13 protein-coding genes are annotated in these 13,977 nt (G+C 50.2%); 11 read left to right on the forward strand and 2 right to left on the reverse strand.

Annotation, left to right across the window (positions count from 1 at the left end; genetic code table 11):
- Window positions 1-31: 31 nt before the first annotated feature.
- On the reverse strand, window positions 32-799 hold the full coding sequence (dapB, locus tag EV202_RS04345) for a 4-hydroxy-tetrahydrodipicolinate reductase (RefSeq protein ID WP_131925702.1): 768 nt from the start codon (window positions 797-799) through the stop codon (window positions 32-34).
- Window positions 800-898: 99 nt separating this feature from the next.
- Here dapB and EV202_RS04350 point away from each other — a divergent pair, with 99 nt between their 5' ends.
- The 11 genes from EV202_RS04350 to EV202_RS15385 all read left to right on the forward strand — a co-directional run bounded on the left by EV202_RS04350 (window position 899) and on the right by EV202_RS15385 (window position 12,326).
- Window positions 899-2,173: a DUF2851 family protein gene (locus tag EV202_RS04350; RefSeq protein WP_106069449.1), complete on the forward strand. Its 1,275-nt coding sequence runs from the start codon at window positions 899-901 to the stop codon at window positions 2,171-2,173.
- A 423-nt stretch (window positions 2,174-2,596) separates the two neighbouring features.
- Window positions 2,597-3,628, forward strand: coding sequence for a Holliday junction branch migration DNA helicase RuvB (gene ruvB / locus EV202_RS04355; RefSeq protein ID WP_131925704.1), 1,032 nt, complete (start codon window positions 2,597-2,599; stop codon window positions 3,626-3,628).
- A gap of 53 nt (window positions 3,629-3,681) precedes the next feature.
- Window positions 3,682-5,127: a lipopolysaccharide biosynthesis protein gene (locus tag EV202_RS04360; protein ID WP_131925706.1), complete on the forward strand. Its 1,446-nt coding sequence runs from the start codon at window positions 3,682-3,684 to the stop codon at window positions 5,125-5,127.
- A gap of 32 nt (window positions 5,128-5,159) precedes the next feature.
- Window positions 5,160-6,521, forward strand: a complete 1,362-nt coding sequence (locus EV202_RS04365) for a TIGR00341 family protein (protein WP_131925708.1) — start codon at window positions 5,160-5,162, stop codon at window positions 6,519-6,521.
- Window positions 6,522-6,546: 25 nt separating this feature from the next.
- Complete coding sequence (locus EV202_RS04370; RefSeq protein ID WP_131925710.1) at window positions 6,547-8,691, forward strand: S46 family peptidase; 2,145 nt, start codon at window positions 6,547-6,549, stop codon at window positions 8,689-8,691.
- A 240-nt stretch (window positions 8,692-8,931) separates the two neighbouring features.
- Window positions 8,932-10,254 carry a hypothetical protein gene (locus EV202_RS04375; RefSeq protein WP_131925712.1) on the forward strand — a complete coding sequence of 441 codons (1,323 nt, stop codon included), beginning with the start codon at window positions 8,932-8,934 and terminating at the stop codon, window positions 10,252-10,254.
- A 2-nt stretch (window positions 10,255-10,256) separates the two neighbouring features.
- Window positions 10,257-10,796, forward strand: a complete 540-nt coding sequence (locus EV202_RS04380) for a DUF5043 domain-containing protein (protein ID WP_131925714.1) — start codon at window positions 10,257-10,259, stop codon at window positions 10,794-10,796.
- 51 nt (window positions 10,797-10,847) lie between these two features.
- On the forward strand, window positions 10,848-11,372 hold the full coding sequence (locus EV202_RS04385; RefSeq protein ID WP_234878238.1) for a DUF5043 domain-containing protein: 525 nt from the start codon (window positions 10,848-10,850) through the stop codon (window positions 11,370-11,372).
- Window positions 11,373-11,410: 38 nt separating this feature from the next.
- Window positions 11,411-11,950 (forward strand): DUF5043 domain-containing protein, encoded by a 540-nt coding sequence (locus EV202_RS04390; protein WP_131925718.1) that lies wholly within the window; start codon window positions 11,411-11,413, stop codon window positions 11,948-11,950.
- Between the two features lie 38 nt (window positions 11,951-11,988).
- Window positions 11,989-12,201, forward strand: a complete 213-nt coding sequence (locus EV202_RS04395; RefSeq protein WP_165899390.1) for a DUF5043 domain-containing protein — start codon at window positions 11,989-11,991, stop codon at window positions 12,199-12,201.
- Window positions 12,198-12,326: a hypothetical protein gene (locus tag EV202_RS15385; protein WP_262709379.1), complete on the forward strand. Its 129-nt coding sequence runs from the start codon at window positions 12,198-12,200 to the stop codon at window positions 12,324-12,326. The genes EV202_RS04395 and EV202_RS15385 overlap by 4 nt, the downstream gene beginning before the upstream one ends.
- A gap of 14 nt (window positions 12,327-12,340) precedes the next feature.
- On the opposite strand, the gene ahpF is transcribed toward EV202_RS15385, so the two are convergent.
- On the reverse strand, window positions 12,341-13,900 hold the full coding sequence (gene ahpF, locus EV202_RS04400) for an alkyl hydroperoxide reductase subunit F (RefSeq protein WP_131925722.1): 1,560 nt from the start codon (window positions 13,898-13,900) through the stop codon (window positions 12,341-12,343).
- Window positions 13,901-13,977: the final 77 nt, after the last annotated feature.

Below are 13,977 nucleotides of genomic sequence, written 5' to 3' on the forward strand. Positions count from 1 at the left end.
ATGGTTGTTTGATTGATGATGTCCGATGATTCTATTGATTTTTCAGGAAAGGGAACAAGTCGCTCATTCCGAGATAGCCGTGGTGTTCCGCCGTGTACTCGGCGGCAAGTACGGCGCCCAGCGCAAAGCCTTTGCGGTTTTTGGCATCGTGGGTGATGGTGATGCTGTCGGCCTCGGAGTCGTAGCGGATGGTGTGTATGCCCGGCACTTCGCCCTCGCGGATGGAGCTGACGGGCAGCTCGTGGGCGTCACATCGGCCGGTGCCCGAAACGGTTCCGTCCGGAGCACGGAAAGTTCCTTTCACCCATTTGTCCTTGCGGTCGAGGTTCTCGATGATGCCCTCGGCAAGGGTGATGGCCGTGCCGCTGGGGGCGTCCAGTTTATGGATGTGGTGCGTCTCGCTCATGGTCACGTCGTAGGCAGGGAAGCGGTTCATGATCTTTGCCAGATACTTGTTCACGGCCGAGAAGACGGCCACCCCCAAGCTGAAGTTGGACGACCAGAACAGTGTTTTGCCGCTCTCGGTGCAAAGGCGTTTCACCTCTTCGCCATGTTCGGCCATCCAGCCCGTGCTGCCCGAAACGAGCTTTACGCCCGCCTTGAAGGTCTTCATGTAGTTGGTGTATGCCACCATGGGGTTGGTGAATTCTATGGCGACATCGGCGCTCTTGAAAGCAGCCGAATCGAAGTCTTCCTGATTGTCCACATCGATGATGCAGACGATTTCGTGTCCGCGGTCGAGGGCAATCCGCTCAATCTCCCTGCCCATTTTTCCGTAACCGATTAGTGCGATTTTCATTCTTCTTATTTTATTATTCATTCAGTTTATCAGCGAAGTATAGGTCGCAAAGATAATCTTTTTCTTACATTTGCGCCCAACATTAACGTCTTGTTAACAATGGAACAATTACTGCACTACGTCTGGAAGCATAAAATCTTTCCTCTATCTTCGCTTCGGACCACCTCCGGACTGCCGGTGGAAGTGATAGATGCCGGTTTGCCGAACACGAATGCAGGCCCTGACTTCTTCAATGCCAAACTGAAAATAGACGGTACGCTTTGGGTGGGCAACGTAGAGGTGCATACACAGGCTTCGGACTGGCTGCGCCACGGACACCAGCACGACAAGGCTTACGACACCGTCATACTGCACGTGGTGGGCAAGTGCGACTGCGAGGTATGCCGGGCAAACGGCGAGCCGGTTCAGCAGCTTGTGCTTCCTTGCCCCGACATCGTCAGGCAGCGCTACGAGGAGCTGCGCCGCACCGAGTATTTTCCTCCCTGCCATTCCATACTGCCCGCCCTCCCCAAGCTCACCGTTCACGCTTGGCTGTCGGCCCTGCAAGTGGAGCGTCTTGAACAGAAGGCGCACGCCATCTACCAAAGGTTGGAGCGTAACACCGGCCATTGGGAAGACGCCTTTTTCATCACCCTTGCCCGCAACTTCGGCTTCGGACTGAACGGCGACGCTTTCGAGTGTTGGGCAGGCAACCTTCCGTTTCGTGCCGTGGACAAGCATCGCGACAATCTTTTCCAAGTAGAGGCTTTTTTCTTCGGGCAGGCCGGCCTGTTGGAGGAAGTGCCTCCCGAAGCGGATGAGTATTACCTGAAACTCCGGGATGAGTTCCGTTATCTGCAACACAAGTTCGGACTGCCTGCGCCGATGGATGCCCACCGATGGCACTTCCTGCGCCTGCGTCCCGGCAACTTCCCCCACGTCAGGCTGGCGCAGTTGGCCGGTTTGTATCACCGCGAACAGGGACTTTTTTCCCGTGTCATGGAGGCGGACAGCGCGGATGAGGTGAAGAGGCTTTTCACCTCCCCCACATCGGCTTATTGGGAGGAGCATTTCATCTTCGGCAGGCCGTCGCCCCGCCGAACGAAATCCGTGGGGGCGAATGCCCTGAAACTGATTCTGATAAACACCGTCGTCCCCTTTCTTTATGCCTACGGGCTGCACAAGGCCGACGATTCGCTGTGCGACCGTGCCACCCGTTTTCTCGAATCGCTAACGGCCGAGGATAACCGCATCATCCGGTTGTGGGCAGAGGCGGGATTGCCTGTTTCCACCGCAGCCGATTCGCAGGCCTTGCTCCAGCTTCGGAAGGAGTATTGCGACAGGAAAGAGTGCTTGCGGTGCAGGTTCGGCTACGAGTACCTGAAAAAGGCGTAAACGCCTTGCCGTAGAACGGTTCTTCACCCGTAACGACCGAAAGGAAGCAAGGGCTTTTTCCCGTCTTTTGAAGGCTTTCCGACAGACACTTGTGTTTGTCTTCCCAGACACTTGCGTTTGTCGTGTCAGACACAAGTGTTTATCACATCAGACACAAGTGCCTGTCAGCTTGAACACAAGTGTCTGACAAACGAATTATAAATATCTTGATAAACAGGATGTTACAACAAAGGAGGAAAGGAAGGTCGAATCATCGGCCGACATCTTCGCTTGCGGCACTTGGGGTGGGTATCTCTTTTTTTTCAATATAAAAACAGCAAGGTTCGTCGGTTTTGGTTATCTTTGCTCGCACGGAGCGAATGCCTGCGCGCCGAAAAGCAGAAAAGCTTTCGGGCAAGGCGGCAAAAGGAACAAAAGCATAGCATGGAACAAGAAGATTTTGATATACGCAACCAGCAACTGACCGGAAAGGAGCGTGACTTCGAGAACGCCCTGCGCCCCCTGAACTTCGAGGACTTCAGCGGGCAGGACAAGGTGGTGGACAACCTGCGCATTTTTGTAAAGGCAGCCCGACTGAGAGGCGAAGCACTGGACCACGTGCTGCTGCACGGCCCTCCGGGACTGGGAAAGACCACGCTGAGCAACATCATTGCCAACGAATTGGGCGTGGGCTTCAAGATAACTTCCGGCCCGGTGCTCGACAAGCCGGGCGACCTTGCCGGCATACTGACCAGCTTGGAGCCGAACGATGTCTTGTTCATCGACGAGATTCATCGCCTCTCTCCGCTGGTGGAGGAGTATCTTTACTCTGCCATGGAGGATTACCGTATCGACATCATGATAGACAAAGGTCCGTCGGCACGAAGCATACAGATAGACCTGAACCCCTTTACGCTGGTAGGCGCCACCACCCGAAGCGGATTGCTGACGGCTCCCCTGCGTGCGCGCTTCGGCATCAACCTGCATCTGGAGTATTATGACGACGACGTGCTGGGCGGCATCATCCGCCGTTCGGCAGGCATCCTCGACGTGCCCTGCTCCACAAGGGCGGCGGCGGAGATAGCTTCGCGCAGCCGGGGCACGCCGCGTATCGCCAATGCGTTGCTTCGCCGTGTGCGCGACTTTGCGCAGGTGAAAGGTTCGGGCAGCATCGACACGGAAATTGCACAGTTCTCGCTGGAAGCGCTGAACATCGACAAATACGGGTTGGATGAGATTGACAACAAGATACTCTGCACCATTATCGACAAGTTCAAAGGCGGGCCGGTAGGCCTTACCACCATTGCCACCGCCTTGGGCGAAGATGCGGGAACCATCGAAGAGGTGTACGAGCCGTTCTTGATAAAAGAGGGATTTCTGAAGCGCACTCCACGCGGACGCGAAGTCACCGAACTGGCCTACAAGCACTTGGGCCGCAACCTTTATAACAGCCAGACAACGTTATTTAGTGATTAGGGGTGGGAGAAGATAGCTTTATTATTCATCAAGTACGCTAAACACAAACTGACGTGAACGGATTGAAGTCTTTGGCGAAGGAAACTGCCATTTATGGGGCAAGCAGCATTATAGGCAGATTCTTGAACTACCTGCTGGTTCCCGTATATACCATAGCCCTGTCGGCACAGTCGGGAGGATATGGTGTGGTGACAAACATCTATGCCTGGGTGGCCTTGATGCTGGTGGTCTTGACGTGCGGCATGGAGACGGGCTTCTTCCGCTTCGCCAACAAAGGAGAGGACGACCCCGCACGAGTCTACTCCACCACCTTGCTCAGCGTGGGCATCGGCTCGCTTACGTTCGTTGCGCTGGGGCTGTTGTTCCTCAACCCCATTGCCGCCCTGCTGGACTACGGGGAACACCCGTGGTACGTGGGCATGATGATGATTGTGGTGGCCATGGACGCCATCCAGAGCATCCCCTTCGCCTACCTGCGCTACAAGAAACGGCCGATAAAATTCGCTTCGCTCAAACTCCTGTTCATCTTCCTGAACATAGCGCTGAACCTTACCTACTACGTATGGATGGAAGGCACTGACGTGGGCTATGCTTTCCTCTTCAACCTGATATGCACCTCGGTGGTGATGCTCTGCCTCATACCCGAACTGCGAGGATTTACCTACGTCATCGACAAGCAGTTGCTCCGTCGGATGCTGAACTACAGCCTCCCCCTGCTGGTGCTGGGCATTGCGGGCATACTGAATCAGGTGGCGGATAAAATCATCTTCCCCTTTATCTATCCGGACAAGGCAGAAGCCGTCGTGCAACTCGGCATCTACGGAGCCGCCAGCAAGATAGCGATGGTGATGGCCATGTTTACACAGGCTTTCCGCTTTGCCTACGAGCCGTTTGTCTTCGGCAAGAGCCGCGAGAAGGGGAATAAAGAGATGTATGCCGCCGCCATGAAGTTCTTCATCATCTTCACCCTGCTGGCCTTTCTGGCCGTGATGTTCTATTTGGATATCCTCAAGTTCATCATCGGGCGCGACTATTGGGAGGGACTCCGCGTGGTGCCCATCGTCATGGCGGCGGAAATCTTCATGGGCATCTACTTCAACCTTTCCTTCTGGTACAAGCTGATCGACGAGACGCGCTGGGGCGCTTACTTCTCGCTGATAGGTTGCGCCATACTGATAACGATGAACGTACTGCTGATACCCCGTTACAGCTACATGGCCTGCGCTTGGGCAGGTTTCTGCAGCTATGGCACGGCCATGCTTCTGTCTTACCTTGTGGGGCAGAAGAAGTATCCCATCCGCTACGATTTGAAGTCGATAGGCTGCTACGTGCTGTTGGCCGCCGTGCTGTATGTGGCTGCTGAGTACGTCCCGATAGACAACCTCTACCTGCGCCTGACCTACCGCACCGTCTTGCTGCTGGTCTTTATGGCCTACATCATCAAACGCGACATGCCCCTCAGCCAAATTCCACTGATAAACCGTTTGGTGAAGAGATAAATCATTTGTAAATCGTAAATTATAAAAACGTTATGAAACCAACTGACAGAAAAACATTTGCCGTAAAGAAATTCTTGAAAGAATATCTTGATTTGCGTAAAGACAAGGACAACGAACTTGCCACAGTAGAGTCCATTCGCAAAGGAGTGGAATTCAAAGGCGCCAACCTCTGGATTTTGATATTCGCCATCTTCATGGCGTCTCTGGGCTTGAATGTCAATTCAACCGCCGTGATTATCGGTGCCATGCTTATCTCTCCCTTGATGGGGCCTATCATGGGGGTGGGGCTCTCGGTGGGTCTGAACGATTTCGAACTGATGAAGCGCTCGTTCAAGAGTTTCCTGATAACAACCCTGTTCAGCGTCACCACCGCTACGGTCTTCTTTCTCATCAGTCCCGTGGCCGAAGGGCAGTCGGAGCTCTTGGCCCGCACTTCGCCCACTATTTACGACGTATTCATCGCCTTGTTGGGCGGTCTGGCAGGCGTCACGGCACTGTCTACCAAAGAGAAAGGAAACGTAATTCCCGGTGTGGCCATCGCCACGGCTTTGATGCCGCCGCTTTGCACGGCGGGTTACGGACTGGCCACGGGAAATCTGATTTATTTCTTTGGAGCGTTCTACCTCTACTTCATCAATTCGGTCTTCATCAGTCTGGCCACCTTTCTGGGGGTGCGTGTGATGCACTTCCAGCGCAAGGAGTTCGTCGACAAGAACCGTGAGAAGAAAGTGCGCAAGTACATCGTGCTGATTGCCGTGCTCACCATGTGTCCGGCCGTTTATCTGACGGTAGGCATCGTTCAGGAGACCTTCTTCGAAGGGGCGGCCAACCGCTTCATCAACGAGCAGCTCTCTTTTGAGAACACGCAAGTGGTGGACAAAAAGATTCATCATGACGGTAAAGGGCGCGAGATACGCGTCGTGCTGATAGGGCAGGAAGTGCCCGAAGCCTCCATCGCCATTGCCCGCGGCAAAATGAAAGACTATAAGTTGGACGATACCAAGTTGATTGTGCTTCAGGGAATGAACAATGCGGCAGTGGATATTTCCTCCATCCGCGCCATGGTGATGGAAGACTTCTACAAGAACAGCGAAGAGCGGCTGATAGAGCAGAAGCGACGTATTGTTTCTTTAGAGAATAGTCTGGAGAGATATAAAGCTTTCGACGAGCTGGGGCGGACGATTATACCCGAACTGAAAGTGCTCTATCCCACAGTGAAAAGCATTTCAATCTCTCATGCCATCGAGTCGGTAGTAGATTCGGCACGTACCGACACCGTGACGCTGGCTGTGCTGAAATTCGGCAAAAGGCCCGATGCACGCGAAAAAGAGAAAATCACCGAATGGCTCAAGGCACGTACCAAAGCCAAACGGTTGAGGCTGATTGCAGAATGACAACAAGGCATACGTTGAACCGAGGATGAAACTGAAAACAGCGATTATACTTGCCTGTTGCCTGTTCTGTCTGTTCTGCCCCAAGGCGCAGGCCGACGAAGGCATGTGGATGCCGGGACATCTGAACAAGCAGACGCGACGAGCCATGAAAGAACTCGGCCTGCAACTCTCCGCCGACCGGTTGTATAGCCCCAAACGCCCTTCACTGAAAGATGCGGTGGTAAGTTTCGGCGGATTTTGCTCGGGAGTCGTGGTGTCGGCAGACGGACTGGTGTTCACCAACCACCATTGCGGCTTTGGCAGCGTGCAGCAGCACTCGTCCGTAGAGCACGACTACCTGAAGAATGGCTTTGTGGCCCGTAGCCTCGGCGAAGAGTTGCCCAACCCCGAGCTCTACGTGCGCTTTCTGCTGAGGCAAGAAGACGTGACGAAGCGGGTGCTCTCCGCAGTAAGTCAGGCAATGAGCGAAACCGAGCGCACCGTGGCGGTAGACTCCGTCATGCTGTGCATCGGTGAGGAAGTATCTCGCAAAGATTCCACCTTGACGGGCATTGTAGATGCCTATTACGGCGGCAATGAGTTCTGGTTGTCAATCTATCAAGACTATAATGACGTCCGTCTGGTGTTTGCCCCGCCCTCGTCGGTAGGCAAGTTCGGCTGGGATACCGATAACTGGATATGGCCACGGCACACGGGCGACTTCTGCGTGTTCCGCATCTATGCCGGCAAAGACAACCGCCCGGCCGACTATTCGCCGGACAATGTGCCCTATCATCCTCCCTACGTGGCGCCCATCTCGCTCAATGGCTACCGAGAGGGCTCTTTCTGCATGACCATGGGCTATCCGGGCAGCACCGAACGCTACCTTTCCTCGTTCGGAATCGAAGAGATGATGAACACCCTCAACCAAGCACGGATAGACATCCGCGGCATCAAACAGGGCATCTGGAAACGCGAGATGGACCGCAGCGACACCATCCGCATAAAGTATGCAGCCAAGTACGACGAGAGTTCCAATTACTGGAAGAACAGCATCGGGGTGAACCGTGCTATCCAGAAACTCCGGGTGCTGGACAAAAAACGTATGTTGGAAAAAGAGCTGCGCGACTGGATACGACAAACACCCCACGAGAAGGAGAAGCTGCTGCACCTGCTCTCCGACTTGGAACTGAACTACAAGGCTCGCCGCGAAACGATACGCGCCATGGCCTATTTTGCCGAAACCTTCCTGAACGGTCCCGAACTGATGCAGCTGGCCTTGTCCATACTCAATTTCGACTTCGAGGGAGAAGAGAAAAACGTAACGGCAAACATGAGGGCCATTGTCGAAAAGTATGCCCGTCTGGATTTGAACATCGACAAGGAAGTCTTTACGGCCCTGCTGAAAGAATACCGCTCGCGGGTGGACTCCATCTATCTGCCCGAAGTCTACCGCACCATTTCCGCCGAATACGGAGGCAATGAACAGGCCTACGTAGACACGCTTTATGCCCGCTCGCAGCTGACCACTCCCCGCGGCCTGAAACGCTTCGTGGAGTGCGACACCACCTATATGCTCTTCCAAGACCCGGCCGTTGTCCTAAGCATGGACTTAATCGCGAAAGTCTTCGAAATGAACATGCAGACGCAGCAACCCTCCGCTGAAATAGAGCGAAGCGAACGTATGTTCAATGCCGCCGTGCGACGAATGTACGCCTCGCGAAACTTCTATCCCGACGCCAACGCCACCATGCGCCTCAGCCTCGGCACCGTGCGCGGTTATACCCCGTCGGACGGGGTGGAATACGCCCACTATACCACCGTGAAAGGTATTCAGCAGAAAGTCAGGGAACACGCCGGCGACCCGGACTTCGCCGTGCAGCCCGAAATCCTCTCCCTCCTCTCGTCGGCCCACTTCGGCCGTTATGCCGACGAAAAAGGCGAAATGAAAGTGTGCTTCATATCGGACAACGACATCACGGGCGGAAACTCGGGCAGCCCCATGTTCAATGCCCGGGGCGAACTCTTAGGACTGGCCTTCGACGGCAACTGGGAGGCCATGAGCAGCGACCTCATTTACGAGCCCAAGACACAGCGAACCATCGGCGTGGACGTGCGCTACATCCTCTTCATGATAGAGAAGCAGGGCAAAGCAGAACATCTGATTAAAGAGTTGAAGATAACTCGCTGACGAAACTCTCTTGCAACTGATTAAAATAAATATGGTTATTCTCCTACATTAGGAGAACAACACCCCTTTCTGTTAATAAAACCAAGTTGAAATCCTTTTCTAAATCTAAACACAAAAGAATTAAAGAAAAGATTATTAAATTGGTAGCGTAAAAAAGTCGATTCAACAGACTTACTCTATACGAGTGATAGATTCATTTACCGTTTCTACACACAAATATAAACTTTAATCTTTAATAGTATGAGAAAACAACTTTTATTGTATGTGCTATTGGCCTTGTCAATAACGGCTTGTATCAAGGAGTATAGTTACCAAGAGCCTGAACCACCGGAACTTTTCCGATGTTCCGACGAACGTTTAAAGCCGATAGCCAAGGCCTTATGGGCAGTAGAACAGGAAACTCCCTTTATGGGGAAATTCCGTGAAGTGTATGGCAAGCCTTTATGGGACTACGCAGACGTACTCGAAGAAGACAATCAAGTGTGCTATTTCGTGCCGTTGCTCCACGAGCGTTGCGACAGATCTATCGAAACCATCTGGTTCTTTTATTTGGAAAATGGCATCTTACACTATGCTCCCATCAGTCGCGATACAAAGGGGATGGCCGGTACCGATCAGGTCGGAGTATTTGATCTTAAGAGTTACGACGTCTTTGGGGCAGACAATGCTTCGGGCTTAATCTTTAAAGACCCGCCTGCCGAAACACGAGTGTGGGCAGATCATTATTATGATTGCAAAGCGGCGTACGCAGGATATGATGGGGCAGAAGGTTTTAAGGGAATAACTTGCAAATATAAACGTATCTGGATTGAAATAATAGACGAGGTGGAAGATGAAAGTGGTGGTGGTGAGGGCTCTTGTATTAATACGGGAGGCGGTGCAGAAACGGGGTATGAGGGAGGCGGTGGAAGCAACAGCTCTTCCGCATCTACAGCAGCTCCTAAAGCATCTTCCATTTTCAGAAATAGCAGAATGACCGAAACAAACTGGAAAACTCTGGAAAGGATGATAGAGAAAATAGAAAAAGACTGTGTGGGTAGTAATCTTTACAACGGATTAAAGCAGGCATTAGGTGGAAAAACCCTGAGTATTCAGTTCGTCGCCCCCAAAGAAGGTTCAAGTTTTAACTTCGATGGAAATACGGCAGGCATCAAACTCACCACCGACATGGAGAGCAACCAATTGTTTCACGAAATGATGCATGCCTTTCAGGCTTATCAGGAAACGGAAAGCTCGTATAAAGCTTCACTGCTGAACAAGGAGATTGAAGCGAGATATGCACAATATCAATATGTGAAGAAGCTAAAGGAATTTTCGGGAAGCAAGTGGGAGAAGCAATATACGAAGACGAGTGTTGGAATAGCAATTAGAGAAATAGGAAGGGTTATTGATAATAAAGGGTACATACGATCTGGACTTTTTGAAGAAAATCTAACAATTCAAGTAGAACTAGCAAAAAAACAAATTCAAAAAGTTAACGATTATTCTAAACTATCATTTGATAAAAAAAAGTCGGGAAGTGATACTTTTGCTAATTTACGAACATTATCTAAAGGCTGCTAATTATGAAAACAATCTTTTTTTCTTTTCTGTTAATCTTCTGTGTAGTCAATGTAACGGCACAGAACAATTATTATACTGAAAGTAAAACGTTTCAAGAGAATGGATATACTTACCAGTGCGAGGTATCACATGGGTTCCTAATAAAAATATACAATAAAGAGAGTAGACTTATTCATGTAGATCAAATCTTTAAAGACACTAAAGAGGTGCCGGGATTTGAACTTGATTTTGATGATGTAGTAGAAGAAACTTGGACAAAGCCTAAGAGTTTTTCTATTGTAAACAATGCATTTACTACGATACAAAAACAACAAATGAGAGATGAATGTATAGGAATAACTATGTATATCAATTCAGAAACGGGAAAAGTAATGGAAGTCCTTTTTACTTTTACTACAGTTAGCCCCTTTGCAACCATTCCTATTTCTGTTTATAGTAAAATAGAAAAAGATTTGAGAAAACAGATATGGTTTATCCCTACTAAGGATGGAAAAAGATTAAATTACTTGCTAAGAGGTTGGGATCATTGCTTTAACGAATAGCATACCATCACAGCTTTAGTCTTTATAGAACAGTTAATTATGAAAACAACGATGATTTTTTTACTGATTTTCTGTGCTACTTATATTATGGCACAGACCAATTACTATACCGAGACCAAAACTTTTAAAGAGAACGGATATACTTATCAGTGCGATGTATTACCGGGCAATGATGTACGTCTCTACAATAAAGAGAACAAACTGACTTATGTAGACCAAATCTTTAAAGATACTAAAGAAGTGCCGGGATTCGGATTTGATTTTGACGATGTGGTAGAGGAAACTTGGACAAGGCCGAAAAGTCTTTCTATTGTAAACAATGCATTTACTGCCGATCAAAAGTTGAGGATGAAAAACAGGAGTGTAGGAATATGTATGTATATAAGTCCGGAAACAGGTAAGGTTATTGAAGTAGAGTTTCATCTCAGTACAGTTAGCCCTTTTGCCACAATTCCACTCTCTGTCTATCGCAAGATAGAAGTGGAGCTAAAGCAGCAAATATGGTTTACCCCCACTAAAGACGGGAAAAGATTGAATCATTTGATGAGATATTGGAGACATAGCTTTAACGAATAGCATCGATATAGCTTTGGTCTTGTATGAGGAAACAGATTATGAAAACATTGAATATTTCTTTCCTACTGTTTTTCTGTGCCGCTTATGCAGCGGCACAGGCCAATTACTATACCGAGACCAAAACTTTTAAAGAGAACGGATATGCTTATCAGTGCGATGTATTACCGGGCAATGATGTACATCTCTACAACAGGGAGAATAAACTGACTTATGTAGACCAAATCTTTAAGGATACTAAAGAAGTGCCTGGATTCGGATTTGATTTTGACGACGTGGTAGAGGAAACTTGGACAAGGCCGAAAAGTCTTTCTATTGTAAACAATGCGTTTACTGCCGATCAAAAGTTGAGGATGAAAAACAGAAGTGTAGGAATATGTATGTATATAAGTCCGGAAACAGGTAAGGTTATTGAAGTAGAGTTTAATTTTAGTACAGCTAGTCCTTTTGCCACAATTCCACTCTCTGTCTATCGCAAGATAGAAGTGGAGCTAAAGCAGCAAATATGGTTTACCCCCACTAAAGACGGGAAAAAGTTGAATTTTTTGATGAGGTTTTGGATGCATAGTTTTAATGAATAGCATCGTTACAGATTTGGTCTTGTATGAGGAAACAGATTATGAAAACATTGAATATTTCTTTCCTACTGTTTTTCTGTGCCGTTTATGCAGCGGCACAGGCCAATTACTATACCGAGACCAAAACTTTTAAAGAGAACGGATATGCTTATCAGTGCGATGTTTCATATGGCCTTGTAAAATGTATAATAAAGCCCCCAGTCCTGGATAATATCTTGCAGATAGATTTACACCAAGTAACCTTGGGCTTATGATAGAATTTACATCCATCATCCGCCAAAAAGAAAGCATGAATGCCGCTTTTGTAGGAAAACCCGAAACCCGCGAACGACGCAGGCAGAAACTGCTGGAAGCATTGTTGGCGGGTAACGGTAAATAAAGAATGAGTTCTTATCAGCAGAGCCCCCGGATGCGGTCGTCGAACGCCGAAAGTGCCGCTTTGGCTCCTTCGCCCATGGCAATGACAATTTGCTTGTAGGGCACACTCGACACATCGCCGGCTGCATAAACACCCGGAAGCGAGGTGCGGCAAAAGGCGTCTATCTTGATTTCTCCGATGGGAGTGGTCTCCAACGCATCACGAAAGGGGAGGCTATTGGCCGAGAGGCCTATCTGCACGAAGATGCCATCCAGAGGGAAGTCACGTTCCTCGCCCGTAAGGCGGTCTTTAACGCGGATGGCTGTCACCTTCTCGCCATTACCCACAACTTTCGTGGTCTGCGAGGAGGTGAAGATTTCCACGTTCGGCAGGCTTTGGGCTTTTGTTTGAAGCACTTGGTCGGCCTTCAGCGTATCGGCAAACTCGAATACAGTAACTTTCCGGCAGATACCTGCCAAGTCGATGGCGGCTTCTATGCCGGAGTTGCCTCCGCCAATCACGGCCACGTGCTTTCCCTGATAGAACGGGCCGTCGCAGTGCGGACAGAAAGCCACGCCACGACCGATGTATTCGGCCTCGCCCTCTACATTCAGCTTGCGCCATCCGGCACCCGTGGCAATGATTACTGCGGGAGCAATGAATGTTTCGCCTCCCGTCACGGAGATGCGCTTCGTCTTGCCTTGCAGCTCTGCCTTCTCTATCTGCCGGTCTTCAAACAGTTCTATCGGATAGTGTCCGATGTGATTCCTGAGTGCATCGGCCAGTTGCGCACCCGTGGTTTGCGGCACGGAAATCAGGTTTTCGATGCCCACGGTCTCTTTCACCTGTCCGCCTATCCGTCCGGCAACGACCGCCACACGCAACCCCTTGCGGGCAGAGTAGATGGCCGCCGAGGTCCCGGCAGGACCTCCCCCGAGAACGAGCACATCGAATGTCCTTTCGACAGGAGTTGCATCCGCTTGCGGCAGGCTTCCGAAAGCCTCTTCCAACTTTTGCAACAATTGGCCTAACGAGCCGCGTCCCACGTGCAACGGCTTTCCATTGGCATAAACCGATGGCACGGCCTGTATCTTCAATGCATTCACTTCCTCTTGATAAACGTCTCCGTCCACCATCTCGTGCGTCACATCCGGATTCAGCAAAGCAATGACGTTGAGCGCCTGCACCACATCGGGACAGTTGGTGCACGTCAGCGATACGTAAGTTTTCAGGCCGATGGGGCCTTTCAAGGCCTTGATGCGGCGGATGATGGTCTCATCCGGCAGATTTTTGCCTTTCCCGTCGGCATTCAGCACAGCCAGCAGGAGTGAGGTGAATTCATGCCCGCCCGGTATGCCACGAAACCTGATGCCCGTTTCCGCTTCCTCTTTCATAAGAGAAAACTCAAGCACGGGCTTGTCGACCTCGGTCAATCGGCAGGAAAGTTTATCGGAACAGCCGGCCACATCATTCAGAAAGTCGATTAGCTCCCGACTCTTCTCGTGCTTCGGCGAGTGGCTGGCGTGAAAGACGTAACGGGCTTGCAAATGCCGGAATACGCTCCGCACTTGCTCTAAAATAGTTGTATCTAACATAATTATACGAGGGGGAAATTATTAAGTGAAGTGGAGAAACCGCATGTACCGTCTTGCGATGGAACGTGCCGTACAGA

It is taken from the genome of Prevotella heparinolytica (assembly GCF_004342845.1).
Lineage (GTDB): Bacteria > Bacteroidota > Bacteroidia > Bacteroidales > Bacteroidaceae > Bacteroides > Bacteroides heparinolyticus.

Bases quoted from the DNA above. Each gene is read 5' to 3' on its own strand.
- dapB (WP_131925702.1), bottom strand. From the start codon at position 799: ATGAAAATCGCACTAATCGGTTACGGAAAAATGGGCAGGGAGATTGAG.
- EV202_RS04350 (WP_106069449.1), top strand. From the start codon at position 899: ATGGAACAATTACTGCACTACGTCTGGAAGCATAAAATCTTTCCTCTA.
- ruvB (WP_131925704.1), top strand. From the start codon at position 2,597: ATGGAACAAGAAGATTTTGATATACGCAACCAGCAACTGACCGGAAAG.
- EV202_RS04365 (WP_131925708.1), top strand. From the start codon at position 5,160: ATGAAACCAACTGACAGAAAAACATTTGCCGTAAAGAAATTCTTGAAA.
- EV202_RS04370 (WP_131925710.1), top strand. From the start codon at position 6,547: ATGAAACTGAAAACAGCGATTATACTTGCCTGTTGCCTGTTCTGTCTG.
- EV202_RS04375 (WP_131925712.1), top strand. From the start codon at position 8,932: ATGAGAAAACAACTTTTATTGTATGTGCTATTGGCCTTGTCAATAACG.
- EV202_RS04380 (WP_131925714.1), top strand. From the start codon at position 10,257: ATGAAAACAATCTTTTTTTCTTTTCTGTTAATCTTCTGTGTAGTCAAT.
- EV202_RS04385 (WP_234878238.1), top strand. From the start codon at position 10,848: ATGATTTTTTTACTGATTTTCTGTGCTACTTATATTATGGCACAGACC.
- EV202_RS04390 (WP_131925718.1), top strand. From the start codon at position 11,411: ATGAAAACATTGAATATTTCTTTCCTACTGTTTTTCTGTGCCGCTTAT.
- EV202_RS04395 (WP_165899390.1), top strand. From the start codon at position 11,989: ATGAAAACATTGAATATTTCTTTCCTACTGTTTTTCTGTGCCGTTTAT.
- EV202_RS15385 (WP_262709379.1), top strand. From the start codon at position 12,198: ATGATAGAATTTACATCCATCATCCGCCAAAAAGAAAGCATGAATGCC.
- ahpF (WP_131925722.1), bottom strand. From the start codon at position 13,900: ATGTTAGATACAACTATTTTAGAGCAAGTGCGGAGCGTATTCCGGCAT.